The sequence below is a fragment of the Rhodopseudomonas sp. BAL398 genome (genome assembly GCF_033001325.1).
In the GTDB taxonomy this organism is placed as follows: domain Bacteria; phylum Pseudomonadota; class Alphaproteobacteria; order Rhizobiales; family Xanthobacteraceae; genus JARJEH01.
The window spans coordinates 4,337,822-4,357,962 of sequence record NZ_CP133111.1; the positions used below are offsets into that span (position 1 = coordinate 4,337,822).

General features: G+C 65.0%; 21 protein-coding genes and 1 tRNA gene. 12 read left to right on the top strand and 10 right to left on the bottom strand.

The window, feature by feature from the left end; translation table 11 throughout:
* Nucleotides 1-213 precede the first annotated feature (213 nt).
* Entirely contained in the window at nt 214-1,761 is a 1,548-nt protein-coding gene (locus RBJ75_RS20470) for a glycosyltransferase family 39 protein (RefSeq protein ID WP_044412748.1), read from the top strand.
* A gap of 173 nt (nt 1,762-1,934) precedes the next feature.
* Here the strand turns inward: RBJ75_RS20470 and RBJ75_RS20475 are convergent, their stop codons facing one another.
* The 5 genes from RBJ75_RS20475 to RBJ75_RS20495 all read right to left on the bottom strand — a co-directional run bounded on the left by RBJ75_RS20475 (nt 1,935) and on the right by RBJ75_RS20495 (nt 5,956).
* Nucleotides 1,935-2,276 carry an HPr family phosphocarrier protein gene (locus RBJ75_RS20475; RefSeq protein ID WP_080901072.1) on the bottom strand — a complete coding sequence of 114 codons (342 nt, stop codon included), beginning with the start codon at nt 2,274-2,276 and terminating at the stop codon, nt 1,935-1,937.
* Entirely contained in the window at nt 2,273-2,674 is a 402-nt protein-coding gene (locus tag RBJ75_RS20480) for a PTS sugar transporter subunit IIA (protein WP_011471077.1), read from the bottom strand. Before RBJ75_RS20480 ends, RBJ75_RS20475 begins: the two co-directional genes overlap by 4 nt.
* Nucleotides 2,675-2,802: 128 nt before the next feature.
* Nucleotides 2,803-3,339 (bottom strand): HPr kinase/phosphorylase, encoded by a 537-nt coding sequence (locus RBJ75_RS20485; RefSeq protein ID WP_044412749.1) that lies wholly within the window; start codon nt 3,337-3,339, stop codon nt 2,803-2,805.
* On the bottom strand, nt 3,336-5,141 hold the full coding sequence (locus RBJ75_RS20490; RefSeq protein ID WP_080901073.1) for a sensor histidine kinase: 1,806 nt from the start codon (nt 5,139-5,141) through the stop codon (nt 3,336-3,338). The genes RBJ75_RS20485 and RBJ75_RS20490 overlap by 4 nt, the downstream gene beginning before the upstream one ends.
* Before the next feature lie 113 nt (nt 5,142-5,254).
* The gene (locus tag RBJ75_RS20495) at nt 5,255-5,956 is read right to left on the bottom strand and encodes a response regulator transcription factor (protein ID WP_044412750.1); all 702 of its coding nucleotides are present in this window, start codon (nt 5,954-5,956) and stop codon (nt 5,255-5,257) included.
* 222 nt (nt 5,957-6,178) lie between these two features.
* Between RBJ75_RS20495 and RBJ75_RS20500 the strand changes: the two genes are divergently transcribed.
* Nucleotides 6,179-6,919, top strand: coding sequence for a HugZ family protein (locus RBJ75_RS20500; RefSeq protein WP_044412751.1), 741 nt, complete (start codon nt 6,179-6,181; stop codon nt 6,917-6,919).
* A gap of 180 nt (nt 6,920-7,099) precedes the next feature.
* The gene (locus RBJ75_RS20505) at nt 7,100-8,713 is read left to right on the top strand and encodes a phosphoenolpyruvate carboxykinase (RefSeq protein WP_276156455.1); all 1,614 of its coding nucleotides are present in this window, start codon (nt 7,100-7,102) and stop codon (nt 8,711-8,713) included.
* Between the two features lie 121 nt (nt 8,714-8,834).
* Here the strand turns inward: RBJ75_RS20505 and RBJ75_RS20510 are convergent, their stop codons facing one another.
* The 3 genes from RBJ75_RS20510 to RBJ75_RS20520 all read right to left on the bottom strand — a co-directional run bounded on the left by RBJ75_RS20510 (nt 8,835) and on the right by RBJ75_RS20520 (nt 11,286).
* Entirely contained in the window at nt 8,835-9,695 is an 861-nt protein-coding gene (locus RBJ75_RS20510; protein ID WP_234707537.1) for a hypothetical protein, read from the bottom strand.
* A gap of 436 nt (nt 9,696-10,131) precedes the next feature.
* Nucleotides 10,132-10,926 (bottom strand): sulfite exporter TauE/SafE family protein, encoded by a 795-nt coding sequence (locus RBJ75_RS20515; RefSeq protein WP_044416484.1) that lies wholly within the window; start codon nt 10,924-10,926, stop codon nt 10,132-10,134.
* A gap of 15 nt (nt 10,927-10,941) precedes the next feature.
* Nucleotides 10,942-11,286, bottom strand: coding sequence for an ArsR/SmtB family transcription factor (locus RBJ75_RS20520; RefSeq protein WP_044416486.1), 345 nt, complete (start codon nt 11,284-11,286; stop codon nt 10,942-10,944).
* A gap of 46 nt (nt 11,287-11,332) precedes the next feature.
* On the opposite strand from RBJ75_RS20520, the gene RBJ75_RS20525 reads away from it, so the two are divergent.
* The gene (locus tag RBJ75_RS20525; RefSeq protein ID WP_044416488.1) at nt 11,333-12,259 is read left to right on the top strand and encodes an MBL fold metallo-hydrolase; all 927 of its coding nucleotides are present in this window, start codon (nt 11,333-11,335) and stop codon (nt 12,257-12,259) included.
* A 115-nt stretch (nt 12,260-12,374) separates the two neighbouring features.
* Nucleotides 12,375-12,743, top strand: coding sequence for a hypothetical protein (locus RBJ75_RS20530; RefSeq protein WP_044416490.1), 369 nt, complete (start codon nt 12,375-12,377; stop codon nt 12,741-12,743).
* Between the two features lie 135 nt (nt 12,744-12,878).
* Here RBJ75_RS20530 and rpoH read toward each other — a convergent pair whose 3' ends face one another.
* Both rpoH and RBJ75_RS20540 read right to left on the bottom strand, forming a co-directional pair.
* A complete protein-coding gene (gene rpoH / locus RBJ75_RS20535; RefSeq protein WP_044416492.1) occupies nt 12,879-13,778 on the bottom strand; it encodes an RNA polymerase sigma factor RpoH in 900 nt (299 codons plus the stop codon).
* Between the two features lie 216 nt (nt 13,779-13,994).
* Nucleotides 13,995-15,008 (bottom strand): RluA family pseudouridine synthase, encoded by a 1,014-nt coding sequence (locus RBJ75_RS20540; protein WP_234707514.1) that lies wholly within the window; start codon nt 15,006-15,008, stop codon nt 13,995-13,997.
* A gap of 43 nt (nt 15,009-15,051) precedes the next feature.
* On the opposite strand from RBJ75_RS20540, the gene RBJ75_RS20545 reads away from it, so the two are divergent.
* The 7 genes from RBJ75_RS20545 (at nt 15,052) to RBJ75_RS20575 (ending at nt 20,126) form a co-directional block, all read left to right on the top strand.
* A complete protein-coding gene (locus RBJ75_RS20545; protein WP_044416494.1) occupies nt 15,052-15,384 on the top strand; it encodes a hypothetical protein in 333 nt (110 codons plus the stop codon).
* Between the two features lie 92 nt (nt 15,385-15,476).
* Nucleotides 15,477-15,551: transfer RNA gene (locus RBJ75_RS20550), tRNA-Glu, on the top strand.
* A 355-nt stretch (nt 15,552-15,906) separates the two neighbouring features.
* Nucleotides 15,907-16,620, top strand: coding sequence for an aspartate/glutamate racemase family protein (locus tag RBJ75_RS20555; RefSeq protein WP_044416495.1), 714 nt, complete (start codon nt 15,907-15,909; stop codon nt 16,618-16,620).
* A gap of 57 nt (nt 16,621-16,677) precedes the next feature.
* Nucleotides 16,678-17,541 carry a VOC family protein gene (locus tag RBJ75_RS20560; RefSeq protein ID WP_044416497.1) on the top strand — a complete coding sequence of 288 codons (864 nt, stop codon included), beginning with the start codon at nt 16,678-16,680 and terminating at the stop codon, nt 17,539-17,541.
* Entirely contained in the window at nt 17,538-18,665 is a 1,128-nt protein-coding gene (locus tag RBJ75_RS20565) for a M14 family metallopeptidase (protein ID WP_044416499.1), read from the top strand. Before RBJ75_RS20560 ends, RBJ75_RS20565 begins: the two co-directional genes overlap by 4 nt.
* Nucleotides 18,666-18,684: 19 nt before the next feature.
* The gene (locus RBJ75_RS20570; protein ID WP_044416501.1) at nt 18,685-19,698 is read left to right on the top strand and encodes a zinc-binding alcohol dehydrogenase family protein; all 1,014 of its coding nucleotides are present in this window, start codon (nt 18,685-18,687) and stop codon (nt 19,696-19,698) included.
* Complete coding sequence (locus RBJ75_RS20575) at nt 19,695-20,126, top strand: PaaI family thioesterase (protein WP_080901208.1); 432 nt, start codon at nt 19,695-19,697, stop codon at nt 20,124-20,126. The genes RBJ75_RS20570 and RBJ75_RS20575 overlap by 4 nt, the downstream gene beginning before the upstream one ends.
* Nucleotides 20,127-20,141: the final 15 nt, after the last annotated feature.

Sequence of the window (20,141 nt, forward strand, 5' to 3'; positions counted from 1 at the left end):
CGGGCCCACAAGCCGCCGTTAAGCGCGCCACAGCGGGCTGGCACGTCTTCCCGGCCGGTTCGGGGCCAGCGCGCGGCGAAGGTGTTCGTGGACCGGAAGACGGCATCCCGGCCTGAAGTCGATCAACTCATCGCAATTACGGGGGGCGGCGCTTGACGGCCCAATCCGAACCATATCCTGTCCACCGTCCATTCTGCGAAAGTCGCCTCCCGGATGAGTTCGATTGCCCTGTCCCGTCCTCGGCCTGGCTGGATCACGCGCTGGATCGATGCCCTGGTCGATCCGCTGCGGCAGGAGCGCACCGTTGTCCTGACGCTTGCGGTCTATGCGGCGATCTGGACCGCCTACCGGACCATCGCGACGCTGCCGCGCGACCTACATGCCGACGTCACCGAGCTCTATGGCTGGTCGCGGAATCTGGCGTTCGGCTACGACAAGCATCCGCCGTTCAGCGCCCTGGTGACAAGGCTGTGGTTCACGCTGTTCCCGGTGTCGGACCTCATGTTCCACGTGCTGGCATCCGCCAATATCGCGCTGACCCTGTATATCGCCTGGCGCACCATGCGGCGCTACATGTCGCCGGAGAAGGCCGTCTTCGGCCTGGCGCTGCTGACGCTGATCCCGTTCTTCAATTTCATCGCGCTGAAATACAACGCCAATTCGGTGTTGCTGCCGCTCTGGGCGGCGGCGATCCATTGCTTCCTGCGCGCCTTCGAGGCGCCGGGCCGGAAGTCGAGCCTGCTGTGGCCGGCCTTGGCGGGGCTGTTCACCGGCTTCGCCATGCTGGGCAAATACTGGTCGATCGTGCTGGTGGCCGCGCTCGGGCTCGCCGCCCTGACCGATCCGCGCCGCGCCGCATTCTTCCGCTCGCCGGCGCCCTGGCTGATGATCCTGGTCGGCGGCGCCGTGCTGGCGCCGAATCTGGTGTGGCTGGCGCAGCACCATTTTTCGTCCTTCGCCTATGCGACATCGGTGCATCCGGCGGGCGGCCTGACCAATAATATCGTCGCGACCTTGATCTATCTGCTGGGCTCCCTGGCTTACGCCGCGCTGCCGCTGGTCGTGGCCTATTGGCTGCTGTGTCCCTCACGTGACGCGCTGGCCGACATCGCGGCGCCGCCGGATCGGCAACGCCGGCTGATGCTCGTGGTCCTGCTGGCGATGATTTTGGTGCCGATGCCGCTCGCTTTGCTGAGCGGGATTCAGATCTCGTCGCTGTGGACGATGCCGTCCTGGACCCTGTTGCCGATCGTGCTGCTGGCATCGCCGCTGGTCAGCGTCGGCCGCGAGGCGGTGCGACGCGTCGCGGTCGGCGCCGGGCTGTTGTCGTTGATCATGCTGGCGCTGGCGCCGGCGGCGGCGCTCGCGATCCATCTCGGAACCGCGCCGGCTTCGTTCGAATATGCCTCCGTGCTGGCCGACCATATCGCCCGCGAATGGCGGCTGCGCAGCGACCTGCCGATTCCGCTGGTCGCCGGCGACACCGTGCTGGCGGCCAATACGGCCTATTATCTGCGAGCCCGCACGCGCTCCTTCGAGCACGACGATATCGCGGCGATCGCCGCCGCCGCGCACGCCCATGGCGCGGTGCTGGTCTGCCCAGCCACCGACGCCGGCTGCCTCGCCATCGCCAGCAGGATCGCGGCGGATCAGCCCGAGATCCGACGTGGCGAGGTCCGGGTGACGCGGTCTCTGTTCGGGATCGAAGGCAAGGCGCTGCGCGACGTGTTCATGATCGTGCAGCCGACCGTCGCGAAGTAATCGCTGTCGATTGCAGTTTTTCGGTCAGGCAGGACGTCTCGGCGCGATCCCGGCTTCGCGCGCGGCACGGCTGCCCGCGCCCCGGAACGACAGAAATCATGAGCGATAGAGCACGATTCCGAAAAGTGGATCGCGGTTTCGGAAAAGGTCAGGCTCAAACGACGCTTCGGGATCTATTCTTCTTCGCCGAACCGGGTGCCGAGCAGTTCGGTCAAGGCGTCGACCGCCTCCTGCGCCTGCGGTCCGACCGCCGACACCACCACCGAGGTCCCGATCCCGGCTGACAGCATCATCAGACCCATGATCGAGGTGCCGCCGACGGTCTCGCCGCCGCGGGTGACCCAGACCTCGGCGTTGAAGCGCTCGACCATCTGGACGAATTTTGCCGATGCCCGCGCGTGCAGGCCGCGCTTGTTGATGATCGGAATCTCGCGCGCCACCGGCTCGGTGGAAGATCCACCGTCCTGAGCCGCGCTGCCGTCCGCGGAAACCATCGGGTCGGGCTTGGCGGTCATTTTCCGGCGAGGACCCGGCTGGCGATGGTGACGTATTTGCGGCCGGCTTCCTGCGCCAGCGCAATGGCGTCGGGCAGCGGCCGCTCCTCGCGGACCTTGGCGAGTTTCACCAACATTGGAAGATTGATCCCCGCGAGCACTTCCACCTTGGGGCGGCTCATGCAGGAGATCGCCAGATTGGAGGGCGTGCCGCCGAACATGTCAGTCAGAATCGCGACGCCGTCGCCGCTATCGACGCGGTTGACGGCCTCAATGATGTCGCTACGGCACAGATCGGCGTCGTCTTCGGCGCCGATTGTGACAGCCTCAATTTGCTTTTGCGGGCCCATCACGTGTTCCAGCGCCGCCTTGAACTCGTCGGCCAGGCGCCCATGGGTCACAAGTACTAGACCAATCATCGGAAACTCCTCGCGGGCGCCTGTGGTGCACCGCGCGAACGGGTCACTTTGACCATCCAGAGCCCCTATGCAAGAGGGGTCTTCGCGTTTCTCCCTCAAATGCGACACATTTGGGAGACAGCGCGGGTCTATTCGGACTCGAGTGTGGGACTTATATGGTTACCAATTCCCTTCTCACAATCGCCGGATACTGGTGTTGCGGCCACAGCGTCGGTTGTCGTCAGAAAGCCCGCTACCAGAGGTAGCGCGGACCAGTCGGCGGCGACCGCAACCCGCGGCAATTGGACGCCCTCCAGGATTATCGACGAGGCTGCCGTCGCTGGCAGGCGATCGGCGTCCGCAGCCGCCAGATCGACCACCAGCCCGAGCACCGCCTCGGCGGCGTAATCGCAGCGGCGGATCCCCAACCCACGAATTTCGATCAGACCGGCCAGCGCTGGCACCGGGCGAACGATAACGGTGTCGCGCCGACGTTGCAGCGTCACCCGGTCATCCCCCACCAGCACCGCCGGCGGGATCTGTCCGGCGCGGCCGGCGAGGATCAATTCGAAGGCGAGCCGCGATTTGCCGGTCCCGGATGCGCCCCGGATCAACACCGCGCGATCGCCGATCAGCACGGCGGCGGCGTGCACGCTTGGGCCGGGCCCGGGCGCGTCGGCGCTCATGTCGCCGGCAGCCGGACGATGAAGCGGGCGCCGGCCACGGTGGCTTCGCCGTCGGCGTCGGCCGGCCCGGCCCGGTTCTCGGCCCAGATCCGGCCGCCATGGGCCTCGACGATCTGCTTGGAGATCGACAGGCCGAGACCTGAATTCTGTCCGAAACCCTGATGCGGCCGGTCGGTGTAGAAGCGCTCGAAGATCTTCTCGAGCGCGTCTTCGCCGATGCCCGGCCCATCATCGTCGATCACGATCTCGATCTCGGTCTTGCGGCGGCGGCAGACGATGCCGACCCGGCCGCCCTGCCTGGAGAAGGATTGGGCGTTCATCAGCAGATTGGAAATCACCTGACCGAGCCGCGAATCATGGCCCGGCACCGAGAAGGTGTCATGGTCGGCGCCGTCGAAACGGACGTCGACCGCGGCGTTGTTGCCGAGCCGCGTTTCGTTGGCGACCAGCGTCAAGGTGGTCAGCAGCCGCCGCAGATCGACCGGCGCCACGTCCTGGCGCTGCAATTCGGCGTCGAGCCGGCTGGCGTCGGAAATATCCGAGATCAGCCGGTCGAGCCGTTTGACGTCGTGTTCGATCACCGCCAGCAGACGGGAGCGGCTATTGGCGGTCTTGGCCAGCGGCAGGGTCTCGACCGCCGAACGCAGCGAGGTCAGCGGGTTCTTCAATTCATGGCTGACGTCGGCGGCGAAGCGCTCGATCGCCTCGATGCGGTTGTACAGCGCGTCGGTCATGTCGCGCAGCGCGCCGGACAGATGGCCGATCTCGTCGCGCCGTTTGGTGAAATCCGGAATTTCGACCCGGGTGCGGATGCGGCGGCGGACCCGCTCGGCGCTGTCGGCCAGCCGCCGCACCGGGCCCGCAATGGTCGAGGCCAAGAGCAGCGACAGCACCAGCATCACCGCGGCGGCGACGCCGAACACTTTGAGGATCGCCAGCCGCTCCGCCGTCACCATCTGATCGATGTCATCGCCCTGGGTGGAGAGCATCAGGGCGCCGTGGACGGCGCGAAACCGCTGCACCGGGACCGCGACCGAGACGATCACCTCGCCGCGGTCGTTGATTCGCACCATGGAGCTCTTCTGGCCCTTCAGCGATTGTGCGACTTCCTGATAGCCATTGCCGTTTTCCGGGCCCAATTCGCGATACAGCGGCAGGTCGCCGCGATTGAGCCAGGTCCGGATCGCGATCGTGGCCTTTTCGACAAAGCCGGGCTTTTCCTGGGCCGGCGGCGGCAATTCGAAGCGCAGCACGTCGCCGCGGCCATACAGGCTGCGGCTGTCCAGAATCAGCACGCCGTCGCGGTCGTAAATGCGGGCGCGGGTCTTGGTCGGCGAGATCAGCCGCCGCAGCACCGGCGCCACGCGTTCCGGATTGATCGGAAAATCCAGCACCGCATATTCGTCGGCCGGGCCGTAGCTCTCGCCGGGCTTGAGGTCGAGCAGCCGGTCCGGGTCGATGGTGATGGCGTTGGTCTCGACCGTGGCGGAGGCGGCGATCGCGCCGGCGATGATTTCGGCCTGCACCAGCAGGCTCTGGGCGCGGGCGTCGATCAGCCCGGCGCGGAATTGCGACAGATACAGAATGCTCGCCACCAGCGCGATCAGGCCGGCGAGGTTCAGCGACACGATCCGGCGGGTCAGGCTGGAGAAGCTCAGCGCAAAGAAAAACTGTCCGGCGCGACGCAGCCAGCGCATCGGGCGTGGCCGCGACCAGCCACGCTTCTTGACGGCGGCGTCCGCGCCATCGGGCGCATCCGCCCCGGTGTCGAGGTCAGGATCAAGCGGGGGGCGATCAAGCAATGGCCAAAACTGCCCGGTTGTTTGCGATAGGTCGCAGGCGCATTCTACCCTAAAGCGGCCGGCCCGTCAGTTCTTGAAGGGGCCGGCGCGCTCACAGAGCCGTTTCACGGGATTCAGGTTTCCTTGAACCGATAGCCGACGCCATACAGCGTCTCGATCATCTCGAAATCGTCGTCGACCACCTTGAACTTCTTGCGCAGCCGCTTGATGTGGCTGTCGATGGTGCGATCGTCGACATAGACCTGGTCGTCATAGGCGGCGTCCATCAGCGCGTTGCGGCTTTTCACCACGCCGGGGCGGGTCGCCAGCGCCTGCAGGATCAGGAATTCGGTCACCGTCAGGGTGACCGGCTCGTTCTTCCAGGTGCAGGTGTGGCGCTCCGGATCCATCCGCAGCAGGCCGCGATCCAGCGCCTTGGCGTCGGTTTCCTTCGGTGCGGCGGTCGGATCCTTCGGCGCGGCGCGACGCAGCACCGCCTTGACCCGTTCGACCAGCAAGCGCTGCGAAAACGGCTTGCGGATGAAATCGTCGGCGCCCATTTTGAGGCCGAACAATTCGTCGATCTCCTCGTCCTTGGAGGTCAGGAAGATCACCGGCAGGTCGGATTTCTGCCGCAGCCGCCGCAGTGTCTCCATGCCGTCCATCCGCGGCATCTTGATGTCGAGGATCGCAAGGTCCGGCGGGCTGGTGCGGAAGCCGTCCAGTGCCGACGCGCCATCCGTATAGGTCATGATCCGGTAGCCTTCGGCTTCCAGGGCGATCGAAACGGATGTGAGAATGTTGCGGTCGTCGTCGACCAGGGCGATGGTGGGCATGAGCCTGCTTTCGAAACGGGGTGGCGAGTCAGTCAAGTGAATCGATTCGGCAGTTCGCCGTTCGTCTGAGGTGGCCTTAAGAGCACAGTCAACGAGCAATGCAAGCTGGGCTGAAATGTGGCCGGTTCCCGATAACCGCGGTTGGACGCGGCTCAATCCCCATATAGACCTTGTTTTTGCTCGCAAAAGGCCTGTTTTGCAATGAAATGGCAGATCTGAACGATGCAGCCGACCCCCGATTTCAGCGCCGCCGCCCTCGCCCGCTCGCTATTGCGCCGCCGCCGTCAGGGCGCATTGGCGACTTTGATGACCGCTGACGGGGCGCCCTATTGCTCGCTGGCCAATCTGGCCAGCCATCCCGACGGCGCGCCGATTCTGTTGATCTCGCGCCTGGCCGTGCACACCAAAAACCTGCTGGCGGACCCCCGGGTCTCGCTGATGCTGGACGAGCGCGGCGCCGGCGACCCGCTGGAGGGCGCCCGGATCATGCTGGCGGGCAATGCGGTCGAGGCCGGGGCCGCCGACGCCCCGCTGCTGCGCCGGCGCTATCTCAACGCCCATCCGGCCGCCGAGCAATTCATCGACTTCACGGATTTCTCGCTGTTCCGGATCGAGCCCGCCGGCGCCCATCTGGTCGCCGGTTTCGGCCGCATCGTCGATCTGGCGCCGAACCAGTTTCTCACCGACCTATCCGGGGCCGAAAGCCTGGTGGAAGCCGAACAATCCGTGGTCGACCACATGAATGCCGATCATTTGGGCGCGATGAATCTTTACGCGACCAGGCTGCTGGGCGCCGAGCCCGCCGAGTGGCGCTGCACCGGCTGCGATCCCGACGGCCTCGATCTGGCGGCGGGAACCAACAATTTGCGGCTCGATTTTGGTCAGCGCATCGTCACGCCTGCCGCATTGCGGGCCATACTAAAAAGCATGGCTGATCGGGTGCGGCACGCGGCCCCGAGTTGAGCCAGCGCAATGTGACAGGGGGATAAACCAAATAATCGGGCGTTGACTTGGCAAAGTCGGCCTACGGCACTATTAGGTCGCCCCGCCGGGGCAGGCCGGCTATATTCACGGTTACCGCGACAGACGCGCGTGGCGGCAATCGCGCGATCGAGATAACGCGGATTCGAGGAGGACTTCTACGTGCAAGAGACGGGCGTGCATAATGGTGCCTTTGGCGCCGACAAATTCGGTTTAAAAAATCTCGGGGGCGTGAACTGGAATCTCGGTGCGCCGCAGCTCTATGAGCACGCGCTGCGTGCCAATGAGGCGGTGCTGTCCGGCGACGGCGCGCTATGCGCCGATACCGGCGTGTTCACCGGGCGCAGCCCGAAGGACAAGTACACGGTCCGCGACGAAAACACCGACAAGACGATGTGGTGGGGCGGCAATCAGTCGATCACCGCCGACCAATTCGAGACGCTGTATCAGGATTTCCTGAAGCACGCCGAAGGCAAGACGCTGTTCGCTCAAGACCTCTATGGCGGCGCCGATCCGAGCTTCCAGATCAAGACGAGAGTGTTCACCGAGCTGGCCTGGCATTCGCTGTTCATCCGCACGCTGCTGCGCCGCCCCGAGGCTGCGGCGCTGGCGAGCTTCGTGCCCGAACTCACCATCATCGATCTGGCCAGCTTCAAGGCCGATCCGGCGCGCCACGGCTGCAAGTCCGAAAACGTCGTGGCGATCGACTTCACCCGCAAGATCGTGCTGATCGGCGGCACCCAATATGCCGGCGAAATGAAGAAGAGCGTGTTCACCACGCTGAACTACTACCTGCCGGAAAAGGGCGTGCTGCCGATGCATTGCTCGGCCAATGTCGGCCCCGACGGCGACACCGCGATCTTCTTCGGCCTGTCCGGCACCGGCAAGACCACGCTGTCGGCCGATCCGAACCGCACTTTGATCGGCGACGACGAGCACGGCTGGGGCAAGGACGGCGTGTTCAATTTCGAAGGCGGCTGCTACGCCAAATGCATCAAGCTGTCGGCCGAGGCCGAGCCTGAGATCTTCGCCGCCTCCACCCGCTTCGGCGCGGTGCTGGAAAACGTCGTGCTCGATCCGGTGACCCGCAAGCCGGATTTCGATGACGGCTCCAAGACCGAGAACACCCGCTCGGCCTATCCGCTGGAATCGATCCCCAACGCCTCGCTGACCGGCCGCGCCGGCCAGCCCAAGAATGTGGTGATGCTGGCGGCCGATGCCTTCGGAGTTATGCCGCCGATCGCCAAACTGACCCCGGCGCAGGCGATGTATCACTTCCTGTCCGGCTACACCGCCAAGGTCGCCGGCACCGAGCGCGGCGTCACCGAGCCGACCCCGGAATTCTCCACCTGCTTCGGCTCGCCGTTCCTGCCGCGCGATCCGTCGGTCTATGGCAACATGCTGCGCGAGCTGATCGCCAAGCACAATGTCGATTGCTGGCTGGTCAATACCGGCTGGACCGGCGGCATCTACGGCACCGGCCATCGCATGCCGATCAAGGTGACGCGCGCGCTGCTGACCGCGGCGCTCGACGGCTCGCTGCGTAACGTCGAATTCCGCACCGACAAATATTTCGGCTTCGCGGTGCCGACCGCGCTGCCGGGCGTGCCGAGCGATATCCTCGATCCGGTCAAGACCTGGGCCGACAAGGCCGCGTTCGACACCACCGCGCGCAAACTGGTCGGCATGTTCCAGAAGAATTTTGCCAAGTTCGAAGCCCAGGTCGACGCCGAGGTCCTGGCCGCGGCGCCTGACGTCAAGATCGCGGCGGAGTAACACCGCACTCGTCGCTGTCATCGGACAGACCAACGACTAATCAAAAGGGCGGCTCATCATCGAGCCGCCCTTTTTCGTGAGCCGGATCGACCGCCCGTTGCCGGGCAGTCAGGGCCCGCGCTTACTTCAGGGACGCCATCTTGCCGGTTGCGACGTTGAGCACCGAGCCGTCCTCGAGGCTGATCCGATAGATCTCGCGCAGCACGTTGCCGGCAAAGCCGATCTCGACGATCGACACGGACTTCAGGGTGGCGTCGATGCCATCGGGGAGAATCTGGTTGAACTCGTTGGCCGCCTGATCCATCTGCGCCCGCAATTCCGGGGTCAGATTGGTCATGCTGTAGACCAGCGTGGTGTGCGGATTGTGCGAGCGCAACTCCTTGCCGTCCTTGACGGTGTTGACGCCGCTGACGCCGACGGTACGCACCAGATCCTTCGCCGCGTCGCTCATCGCCGCATAGACCGGTCCGGTGCAGCGCGGCAGCGGGCCGTCGCGCAGCGGCGCCAGCGCCGCGGTCGCCGTGGTGCTGAACGCCAGCATCTGCTCGAAGTCGTTGCCTTCCTTGACCACGCCGAGATCGAACCACCACGGACGGTCGACGCCCTTGGCGGCGACGGTGGTGGAGAATTTCTTCAGCGTCACGTTCAGCGCCGACGGCAGTTTCGGCAGCGCCGCCAGCATCTTCTCGGGCGTCGCCGGATCGGCATTGTGGATGTGCATCACGGTGATATGCGGAATGTTGGGCATCTGCGCTTCGGTATCGAGCTTCGCGTTCAGCAGCTTTTCTTTCAGCGGGCCCCGGATGGTCGCGTCCAACACGTCGTTGACGTTTTTGGGCAGCGTGTAGACCAGACCGAAGGTCCTGGCATGGTCGCGGAATTCGGATGACGACAGCGCGCTATTGTCGACGGCGCCATCGGCCGCCGCCGCAACGGTGACGGAAGCGAGTGCGATCAGTGCGGAAGCAAACGTAGTCAGCATGGTGTTGCGCATAAAGGGACCTTTCACTGCGGAGTCGAAGCCTGCCGAGAGATGCAACGCGCGACCGCGATCCGTTGCGGGTGCTGCATCACTCAGGCGATGATGAACCATCACCGAAATACCCGTGCACCATGACAGTCGTGCTTCATCGCAGCAGTCTCGCCTGAGACGCACTGTCGCAGAGGATGAGTGGATGTTTCAGCTGATCGTGTCGCTGCAGAGTATCGCAGGCAGCGCAGTCAGCTGGTCGACCGCGGATGTTGTCATTCCGGGGCGCGAGCAGCGATAGCTGCGAGCGAACCCGGAATCTCGCTGACGCGCTGTGCCGGCCGCAAGATTCCGGGTTCGCTCGCCTGACGAGTTCGCGACCCGGAACGACCGCAAATTTGATGTTGTCCGCTGGCCGACGGATTGCGCGAGCGGGGATGCGATGAGGCTAAAGGAAATACATCACGCCGCGATAGCAGACATAGAGCCCGACCATCACCACCACCGCGGCGAAGATGCCGCGCAGCGCCCGGTCGCGCTTGCCGACGATCCTGCCGGTGGCGATTCCGACCAGCCCGCCCAGCAGGCCGCCGGCGATGAATACGCCGGCCAGACGCCAGTCGATCAGTCCGGACACCGCGTAGCTCGCCGCCGTCGAGGCGCCGAACGTCACCACCGCGACCAGTGAGGTGCCGATCGCAAAAGTGAGAGGCATGCCGGTCGCCAGGATAAGTCCAGGCACGATCAGGAAGCCGCCGCCGATGCCGAAAAAGCCGGACAGGATCCCGACGCCGAAGCCGGTCCCGATCAGCTTCGGCAGCATCGCGCGCGCCGTCGCGCGGCTCAGCCGGATCGAGGCGTCGCCGCCGCCGCCGCGCTTCTTCGACATCAGCACGCCGATCACGATCATCAGCATGCCGAACAGGATCAGCAGTTTCTGGCCGTCGATCTGCTTGGCGATGGTGGCGCCGGCCAATGCGCCGCCGATCCCGGCGGCCGAGAACACGATGGCGCAGGGCCAGCGCACATTGCCCCGCGCCCAATGCGACAGCATGTTGGCGAAGGCGCTGATCGCCACCGCGATGGCGCTGGTGCCGATCGCCACATGCGGCGACTTGACGCCGACCACATAGACCAGCAGCGGCACCGCGAGCACCGATCCGCCGCCGCCGATCAGCGCCAGGATAAAGCCGACCATGCCGCCGGACAGCACGGTCACGACGTCGGGGGAGGCGATGGGCATGAAGCTGACTTTCGTTCAGGCCTGAACCGGCGCGGTCCGGCAATACAGGCGGTGCAGCTCCGCCATCAATTGTTCGATTCGGGTATCGGCAATTCGATACCACAGGGTCTGGCCCTCGCGGCGAAACGTCAGGATCTGCTCGTCGCGCATCCGGGCGAGGTGTTGCGACAGCGCCGACTGGCTGAGGCCGACCGCCTCGGCCAAGGTCCCGACGGTCATCTCGCCGGCCTCCACCAGCTTGCAAAGAATCGTCAGGCGGCGCTCATTGCCCAGCGCGCGCAACAGATTCGCGACCTGCCGCGCATTGGCCGCGACGTCCTGCAGGTCGATGGGGGGCAGATCGATGGTGGCGGTCGACATCGCAGCCTCTTATATTAGATATTGCTAATTTACAATATGACAATAAATGTCAATAGCAGTTGTGCCTAGGAGAACGCCAGTGCCTGATTCATCCCCGACGATCCGCGCCTTCTTCGACGAGCCGACCAACACGGTCAGCTATCTGGTCTCCGACCCAGCGACCCGTGTCGCGGCGGTGATCGATCCGGTGCTCGATTATGATCACCGTGACGGATCCGTGGACGTCGCATCGGTCGATGCGATTCTGGCGGCGGCCCGCGCCGAGGGGCTGACCATCGCCTGGGTGCTGGAAACCCACGCCCATGCCGACCATCTGTCCGGCGCTCCCTATATCAAAGCCAAGACCGGCGCCAAGGTCGGAATCGGCGAGCACATCAAGGACGTGCAGCGGATCTTCCGGCCGATGTTCAACGCCGACGATCTGCGCACCGACGGCAGCGACTTCGACCATCTGTTTGCCGACGGCGAGACCTTCCGGATCGGCGAGCTGAGCGTCGAGGTGCTGCATACGCCCGGGCATACGCCGGCCGATATCGCCTACAAGATCGGCGACGCGGTGTTCGTCGGCGACACGTTGTTCATGCCTGACTATGGCACCGCGCGGGCGGATTTCCCTGGCGGCGACGCGCATCAGCTCTATCGTTCGATCCAGAAATTGCTTGCGCTGCCGCCGCAGACCCGGCTGTTCATGTGCCATGACTACAAGGCCCCCGGCCGCGACTCCTATGCCTGGGAAACCACGGTGCGCCAGCAGCGCGACGGCAACGTCCATCTGCGCAACGGCGTCACCGAGGCGGAGTTCGTGGCGATGCGCACGGCACGCGACGCGACGCTGAAGGCGCCGACGCTGCTGCTGCCCTCGATCCAGGTCAATATCCGCGCCGGCCACTTCCCCAAGGCGCAGCACAATGGCGTGCATTATCTGCTGCTGCCGGTCCACGCCAAGCCCGGCGCCGAGACCGGCATCAGCTGACGCAGTCCCTTCCGGGCCGCCAGCAAGCCGCAATTAACGCTCTCTTAACCGGAGATGCCGTGTACTGCCCCGGAATTGCGCGGCGCGATTGCTGACCGCGCGACGGAGTATTTCCATGGCTGACATGCTGAGCATTCTGGCGGCGAACTATCGCACCGTCGGGCTGAACACCACGAGCGGCACGCCGTACAAAGCCGTCGATCCCGACGCCTATAAGGGCACCTGGACCGGCACCTATGCCAATGGCAAGAAATTCGCCGTCACGGTGAACGATGTCTCCGGGTTCCGGGCGCAGGTGAAATATGAAAGCGCCGGCACGGTGAAATATCAGCAGGTGCTGATCAAGGATAATACGTTCCGGATTGGCGACACCAAATTCAAGCTGAGCAATTCGGGCACCTCCGCGGAGATCAAGAACGTCGTCACCGACCCGGTCACTCAGTCCACCTATCTCGACACAGCGACCGCCAAACGGGCGACCTGAACCACCTGGTTCCGAGTGGCGGACGTGCAGACCAGGACCCGCTGAACAAACCCTCCCCAACGAAAAACCCCGCCGTCGCCGGCGGGGTTTCGCGTTGTTGGGTCTTGAACCCCGGCGTTGCCGCCGGCGCATCGGTCAGTGGGCGACTTGCAGCGTGGCTTCTTCCTGCAGGGCGATGGTGGTCTTCACCGCGCTTTGAACTTTTTCAAAGGCACGGACCTCGATCTGCCGCACCCGCTCGCGCGAGACGCCAAATTCCGAGGCGAGGTCTTCCAGCGTCATCGGCTCGTCGGCGAGCCGGCGGGCCTCGAAAATGCGGCGTTCGCGCGGATTGAGCACGCCGATCGCGCCATTCAGCGCGGCGCGGCGATGATCGAGCTCCTCGTGCTCGGCCAGAACCGCTTCCTGGGTCGGCGCATGGTCGACCAACCAATCCTGCCATTCGCCGGGCTCGCCGTCGTCGCGGATCGGCGCATTCAGCGAGGCGTCGCCGCCAAGCCGCCGGTTCATGTCGACGACGTCCTGCTCGGTGACGCCGAGCCGCTTGGCGATCAGCTTGACCTGGTCGGGGTGCATATCACCCTCGTCCAGCGCCGAGATCTTGCTCTTGGCCTTGCGCAGATTGAAGAACAGCTTCTTCTGGTTCGCAGTGGTGCCCATTTTGACCAGCGACCACGAGCGCAGGATGTATTCCTGGATCGAGGCCTTGATCCACCACATCGCATAGGTGGCGAGGCGGAAGCCCTTTTCGGGCTCGAACCGCTTGACCGCCTGCATCAGGCCGACATTGCCTTCCGAGACCACCTCGGAGATCGGCAGGCCGTAACCGCGATAACCCATGGCAATCTTGGCCACGAGTCGCAGATGGCTGGTGACAAGGTGATGCGCCGCGTCGCGATCGTCGTGCTCGCGCCAGCGCTTCGCAAACATATATTCCTGCTGGGGCTCCAGCATCGGAAATTTGCGGATTTCCGAGAGATAACGAGAAAGCCCAGATTCTCCGTTGAGAACCGGTAGAGTTGCTGCACGGGCCATTGAGCGCCCTCCAGTGGTTCAGGTCCCCGACATCGGGCGACCAGGCAGACGGCCGCTTTGCTAAAGCCGACCGGGCTGCGATGTTCCGCGTTGGGACATCCAACGCATCTGCAATATAAACGATTTATTTTGCCCGCGGGAAGCACACGGGCCGTCACGTCGCTGTGACGGCGATATAACCAATTGACGTAGCTAATGTTTCGCGAAGACGCTGCGTCATTCCGTCGCCGTCAACGCACCCCGCAAACGGGCCAGATCGCGGGGCAGATCGGAGCTCCACTCCATGATCTCCCCGGTTCGCGGGTGCTCCAATACCAATAGAAAGGCGTGCAGCGCCTGCCGGCCGAGGCCGGTCAGCGCCGCCTGCCCAGGCTGGCCGAGATGGCTGGCCTTGGTCTTGAAATGCGGACCATAGACGTCGTCGCCCATCAATGGATGGCCGATATGGGCCAGATGCACCCGGATCTGGTGGGTCCGGCCGGTCTCCAGCGTACAGGCCAGCAGGCTCGCCACCGGCTTGCCATCGCGGCCGTTGAAGCTTTGCTGGACTTCCCAATGGGTGATGGCCTCGCGGCCGCCTTCGCGCACCGCCATCTTCTCGCGGGCGAAGGGATGGCGGTCGATCGGGGCGTCGACGGTGCCGCGCTGCCGGTTCGGCGCGCCCCAGACGAAGGCCATATAGCCGCGGCGCAGCGCCCCGGTGCGGCCGTGATCGGCGAATTGCTCGCTGAGCGATTGATGGGCGCGGTCGTTCTTGGCCGCCACCATCAACCCGGTGGTGTCCTTGTCGAGCCGATGCACGATCCCCGGCCGTTTCACCCCGCCAATGCCCGACAGGCTGGCGCCGCAATGGGCGATCAGCGCATTGACCAGCGTGCCGGTCTCATGGCCGGCGGCCGGATGCACCACCAGCCCGCGCGGCTTGTTGATGACGATGATGTCGTCGTCCTCATGGATGATATCGAGCGCGATCGCCTCGCCGGCGGGCTCCGCCGCGATCGCTTCGGGCACGTCGATTGTGATCGTATCGCCCGGGGCGACATGATAAGCGGGGTCGCGGACGCAGGTGCCGCCGATCGCGACCCGATCGGCGAGAATCAGCGCCTTCAGCCGCGAACGCGACAATTCGGGACGGCACACCGCCAGCACGCGGTCGAGCCGGGTCGAGCCCTCCTCGCCGGAAACGGTGACCTCAAGCAGCTGCCCGTTGTGTTCGGCCGAATCTTCCAAATGTGAGCCTTGTTCCAAAACGCCTAGTTCCAAAGAGTGTTGCATGACCGAGACCGATGCGCCCGAACCGACCCCCGAGCAAGCCGCGCTGTTCGCGCGGGTGCGCAGGATGATGCTGATCGCGGGCCTGACCACGGCGCTCGCGGTCGCGGCCGTGCTGGTCGCCATCGGTTACCGGCTTTACCGCGCCGGGGGAAGCGCCCCGGCCACCCATAGCACGGTCACGCTGCCAAAGGGCGCCCGGATCGTCTCCACCGCGGTCGCCGGCGACCGCCTGGTGCTGACGCTGGATGTCGGCGGCGCGGTCGAGATCCGCACCTTCGACGCCAAGACCCTCAAGCCCACCGGCCGGCTGACCTTCGCCACCGAGCCATAGCGCCACCGATTCCGAGCGGCCAAGATCGCCGCCCCGATCCGCCCCGCACGGCTTGCAGCGGCGGCGTTTCAAGGCTATTAGCCTGTCGTCCCGCTCCCTTCGTCTAGCGGTTAGGACGTCGCCCTCTCACGGCGAAAACAGGAGTTCGATTCTCCTAGGGAGCGCCATTTATCGATCGCGCGGCATGGCACACGCATTCCGATCCCGGGATCGGATGGCGCCGATCCGAGACCCCCGACACCCAACGATGTTCGCGTTCCGGATCCTGCGGCGCTCGATCAGGCCGGATGGCGTGAATGGCCGGTGCGGCCGGGCAGCGACAGGATTGCTCCAAAGCGGCGTCCTTGAGCATGGAAAATCGGTCGGGATTTCTCTTTTAGAATTCCATTTCGTTGTCGGCGCCGAGTCCGAAGTCTGATTTCACCGAAACCCGGTCACCTGCCATTGATACGCAATCCGATTGCGCGGTCGTGCTGCTAGTTTTCTGCCAACGCGGACATTCAGGCAGAGCGGGCGGCAGAAATGCAAATGATCGGTTTGATTGGTGGGATGAGCTGGGAAAGCACGGCGGTTTACTATCGCCTGCTCAACGAACAGATCCGGACCAGGCTGGGCGGGCTGCACTCCGCCGACATCCTGCTGCGCTCGATCGACTTCGACGCCATCGTCAGCCTGCAGAAGCAGGGCCGCTGGGACGAGGCCAGCGATGTGCTCGCCGAGATCGCCCGCGGCCTCGAGGTCGGCGGCGCCAGCTGCCTGCTGATCTGCACCAACACCATGCACAAGCTGGCCAAGGAGGTTCAGCAGGCGGTGTCGATCCCGCTGCTGCATATCGCCGACGTCACCGCGACGGCGGTGAAGGCCGAGGGCCTGTCGCGGCCTTTGCTGCTGGCGACCCGCTACACCATGGAACAGGATTTCTATGTCGAGCGGCTGCGCGACGGATTCGGGCTGGACCCCGTGATTCCCGGCGAGGCCGACCGCACCGCGCTCCACGACATCATCTTCGATGAACTGTGCCAGGGCGTCGTCAAGGACGCCTCGCGACAAACCTATCTGGACGTCATCGCTCGCGGCAAAGCCCAGGGCGCCGACAGCGTCATCCTCGGCTGCACCGAGATCTGCCTGCTGATCGGGCCCGAACACACCGACCTGAAAGTGTTCGATTCGACCGCGCTGCACGCCGACGCGGCGATCGACTTCGTGATGGCGCTGGAAACGCCGCAGGCGGCCTGACCACGCCACGACGCGACCAAAGGCATCGAGACGCAATCGATCGGAAGAGCAACGCAGATGAGTGACGGATCCAACGCCCGAAGCCCAATCGTCCCGATCCTCGATCACGTGGTGATCAATGTGATGGGAGGCCTCGACGACGCGCAGGCGCAATTCGCCAGGCTCGGCTTCGACCTGACCGAGCGCGGCCATCACACGCTTGGGTCGAGCAATCATCTGGCGATCTTCGACACCAATTATCTCGAGCTGCTCGGCTATCTGCCCGGCCGCGAGACCATGCGGGCCGATCTGTGGGCGCATCCGCCGGGCCTGACCGGGCTGGTGTTCAAATCGGTCGATGCCGATCGCGTCTATCAGACGATGCGGCAGCGCGGCGTGCCGGTCGAGACGCCCGCGAGTTTCGCCCGGCCGGTGATGCTGGCCGATGGCGCCCACGACGCCCGCTTCCGGGTGATCCGCGTCAGCGGCGACGAGGTGCAGAACGGCCGTACCTTCTTCTGCCACCACGATACGCCCGACATGGTGTGGCGTCCGGAATGGCAGTCGCATCCCAACGGCGTCACCGGGATCACCGAATTCGTCATCGCCTCGCAGCAGCCGGCGCGTACCGCGGCGCTGTATGAGCGGATGTTCGGCCCCGGCCTGCTGAGCGCCGTTCCGGGCGGCGTGTCGTTCCGCGCCGGCGCCGCCACGGTGTTCGTGCTCGATCCGGCTACTGTGGCCGCGACCTACGCGGGCGCGGCGCTGACCAGCCCGGACGGCTCCGACCGGATGGTCGCGCTGACATTCAGGGTCGGATCGCTGGCCGCCACCAAGGAGCTGCTCCGCGCCGCGGCGATTCTCTTCGCCCCCTTCAAGACGGACGGAATTGTCGTCCCGCATTCCAAGGCCGCCAATGTGGCGGTGGGATTTGCCGAATGAGCGCGGCGATCAGCAATGATTTCACCAAGAGCTTCGCGCTCGACTATGCGGGCGCCCGCGCCAAATTTATCGCCGTCGCAAGCGAGCTCGGTGCCGCGCTGTCCTCCTACAAGCATCCCGGCGCAACCGGCCCGAATGGCGCGGAGCTGTTCATCGATGTGGCCAGGCTGGGTGATGCCGGCGCCCCGTCGCAGCTGGTGATCCTCAGCGGCACCCACGGGCTCGAAGGCCTCAGTGGCTCGGCGGCGCAGATCGGCTGGATGCAGAGTTCGTTCGCCCGCGCCTTGCCGCGCGGCGTCTCGGCGCTGCTGGTCCATGCGCTCAACCCTTTCGGCTTCGCCAACGGCACCCGCACCACCGAGAACAACGTCGATCTCAACCGCAATTTCATCGATCACGGCGCGCCTTACCCGGCCAATCCGGGCTACGCCGCGCTGTATCCGGAGCTGATGCCGCGCGACTGGAACCCGGCGGCGCTGGCGCCCTACGACGCCGCGGTCGCGGTGTTCCAAAAAGAGCACGGCCCCGACGCGCTGTTCGACGCCCAGGCGCGCGGCCAGTACCAGTTTCCGGAAGGCACCAATTACGGCGGCGACCAGCGCGAATGGTCGAACCTCACGCTTGAGACCATCGTGGCCGATCACCTCGGCGCGGCGCAGCGCCTCGGCTTCATCGACTGGCACACCGGCATCGGCGACTGGGCCGATTCGTTCTTCCTCTGCTTCAACGACGAGGCGGGGCCGCTGCATGCCGAGGCGGTGCGGTGGTGGGGCAAGGAGCGCATCGTCGGCCAGAAGCCGCACAGCCTGGCCCGGCCGAATTATCAGGGCCTGGTGTTTCACGGCATGACGCAATTCCTTGGCGCTCGGCCGATGGTCGGCGCGGTGATCGAATTCGGCACCCGCGGCATGAAAGTTCGCCGCGCGCTGCGGCTCGATCAATGGCTGAAATTCAAGGCCGAGCCCGACAGCGAGCGCGTCCGCCTGCTGCGCGCCGATCTCCAAGACTGCTTCGTGCCGGTGTCCTCGCATTGGCGCGAGGAGACCACCGAACAGGCGATCTCGATTACCCAACAGGCGGTTGACGGGCTGGCGAGCTGGTCCCCGACGGCCACAACAATCTGACAACGGAGCGAAACAGCAAATGCGTGCGGTGGTTCTTTACGAGCATGGCGACAACGAGCAACTGAAATTCGTCGCGGATTATCCGACGCCGAAAGCCGGCGAGGGCGACGTTGTCGTCAATGTCAAGGCGTCGTCGATCAATTATCACGACGTCTTCACCCGTCGCGGCATGCCGGGCATCAAGGTGCCGCTGCCGGTGATCATCGGGCTCGACGTCGTCGGCGAGATCGCCGAGCTCGGCGCCGGCGTCGAGGGCTGGAAGGTCGGCGACCGCGTCCTGATCGATCCGGTCAACCGCGTCGAAGGCGGGTTGATGGGCGAGACCCAGGACGGCGGGCTCGCCGAATTCTGCCGCGCCAAGGCGCATCAGCTGGTGAAGATTCCGGATGGCGTCGGCTTCGAACAGGCCGCGGCGCTGCCGGTGGCCTACGGCACCGCGATCCGGATGATGAACACCATCGGCAAGATCAAGCCCGGCGAGAAGGTGCTGATCCTCGGCGCCTCGGGCGGCGTCGGCGTCTGCTGCGTGCAGCTGGCGAAATTGGCCGGCGCCTATGTGATCGCCTGCGCCGGCAGCGAGGAGAAGGGCCGCCGCCTGACCGAACTCGGCGCCGACGAGATCATCCTCTACACCCAGGCCGACTTCATGAAGACGGTGTTCGAACGCCACGGCAAGCCGCATCGGCGGCGCTTCGTCGAAGGCGGCGGCGTCGACGTCGTGGTCAATTTCACCGGCGGCGACACCTGGGTCAAATCGCTGCGCTGCCTCAAGCTCGGCGGCCGGCTGCTGACCTGCGGCGCCACCGCGGGCTATGCGCCGGTCGAGGATCTGCGCTTCATCTGGACTTTCGAACTGCAATTGCTCGGCTCCAATGGCTGGGAGCGCGAGGACATCACCAAATTGTTCGACCTCGTCGAGGCCGGCAAGCTCAAGGTGCTGATCGACAAATCCTACCCGCTGACCGAGGCCAAGGACGCGGTGCGCATCATCGAGGATCGCGCGGTGTTCGGCAAAGTCGTGGTGACGCCTTGAGCAAGCCCGAGGTCAAAGCGCTCTCGGCCGAGCAGATCCAGCAGATGTTGGACGTGTCGCCGTTCAACCTGTTCCTCGGATTGACGGTGGTGTCCGCCGATCCGGTCACGCAGGAAGTGACGATGCGCTCGGCGATGCGGCCGGAATTCGAGCGCCGGCCGGGCTCCAAGCAGTGGCACGGCGGCGTCATCGCCTCGGTGATCGACACCGTCGGTGATTTCGCGGTCGGCATGATGGTCGGCCGCGGCCTGCCGACGGTGAATTTCCGCGTCGATTATCTGCGCCCGGCGGTCGACACCGCGTTGGTCGCGGTGTCGCGGGTGCGCCGTGCCGGCAAAAGCGTCGGCATCGCCGACGTCGATGTCTTCAATGAAAAGGGTGTGCTGCTCGCGATCGGCCGCGGCACTTACTCGACGCTGGAGTCCTGATCGCCGCCACAACAC

Bases quoted from the DNA above. Each gene is read 5' to 3' on its own strand.
- RBJ75_RS20570 (WP_044416501.1), top strand. From the start codon at position 18,685: ATGCGTGCGGTGGTTCTTTACGAGCATGGCGACAACGAGCAACTGAAA.
- RBJ75_RS20545 (WP_044416494.1), top strand. From the start codon at position 15,052: ATGACCGAGACCGATGCGCCCGAACCGACCCCCGAGCAAGCCGCGCTG.
- rpoH (WP_044416492.1), bottom strand. From the start codon at position 13,778: ATGGCCCGTGCAGCAACTCTACCGGTTCTCAACGGAGAATCTGGGCTT.
- RBJ75_RS20510 (WP_234707537.1), bottom strand. From the start codon at position 9,695: ATGCTGACTACGTTTGCTTCCGCACTGATCGCACTCGCTTCCGTCACC.
- RBJ75_RS20515 (WP_044416484.1), bottom strand. From the start codon at position 10,926: ATGCCCATCGCCTCCCCCGACGTCGTGACCGTGCTGTCCGGCGGCATG.
- RBJ75_RS20470 (WP_044412748.1), top strand. From the start codon at position 214: ATGAGTTCGATTGCCCTGTCCCGTCCTCGGCCTGGCTGGATCACGCGC.
- RBJ75_RS20485 (WP_044412749.1), bottom strand. From the start codon at position 3,339: ATGAGCGCCGACGCGCCCGGGCCCGGCCCAAGCGTGCACGCCGCCGCC.
- RBJ75_RS20500 (WP_044412751.1), top strand. From the start codon at position 6,179: ATGCAGCCGACCCCCGATTTCAGCGCCGCCGCCCTCGCCCGCTCGCTA.
- RBJ75_RS20480 (WP_011471077.1), bottom strand. From the start codon at position 2,674: ATGATTGGTCTAGTACTTGTGACCCATGGGCGCCTGGCCGACGAGTTC.
- RBJ75_RS20475 (WP_080901072.1), bottom strand. From the start codon at position 2,276: ATGACCGCCAAGCCCGACCCGATGGTTTCCGCGGACGGCAGCGCGGCT.
- RBJ75_RS20520 (WP_044416486.1), bottom strand. From the start codon at position 11,286: ATGTCGACCGCCACCATCGATCTGCCCCCCATCGACCTGCAGGACGTC.
- RBJ75_RS20560 (WP_044416497.1), top strand. From the start codon at position 16,678: ATGAGTGACGGATCCAACGCCCGAAGCCCAATCGTCCCGATCCTCGAT.
- RBJ75_RS20565 (WP_044416499.1), top strand. From the start codon at position 17,538: ATGAGCGCGGCGATCAGCAATGATTTCACCAAGAGCTTCGCGCTCGAC.
- RBJ75_RS20495 (WP_044412750.1), bottom strand. From the start codon at position 5,956: ATGCCCACCATCGCCCTGGTCGACGACGACCGCAACATTCTCACATCC.
- RBJ75_RS20525 (WP_044416488.1), top strand. From the start codon at position 11,333: ATGTCAATAGCAGTTGTGCCTAGGAGAACGCCAGTGCCTGATTCATCC.
- RBJ75_RS20555 (WP_044416495.1), top strand. From the start codon at position 15,907: ATGCAAATGATCGGTTTGATTGGTGGGATGAGCTGGGAAAGCACGGCG.
- RBJ75_RS20530 (WP_044416490.1), top strand. From the start codon at position 12,375: ATGGCTGACATGCTGAGCATTCTGGCGGCGAACTATCGCACCGTCGGG.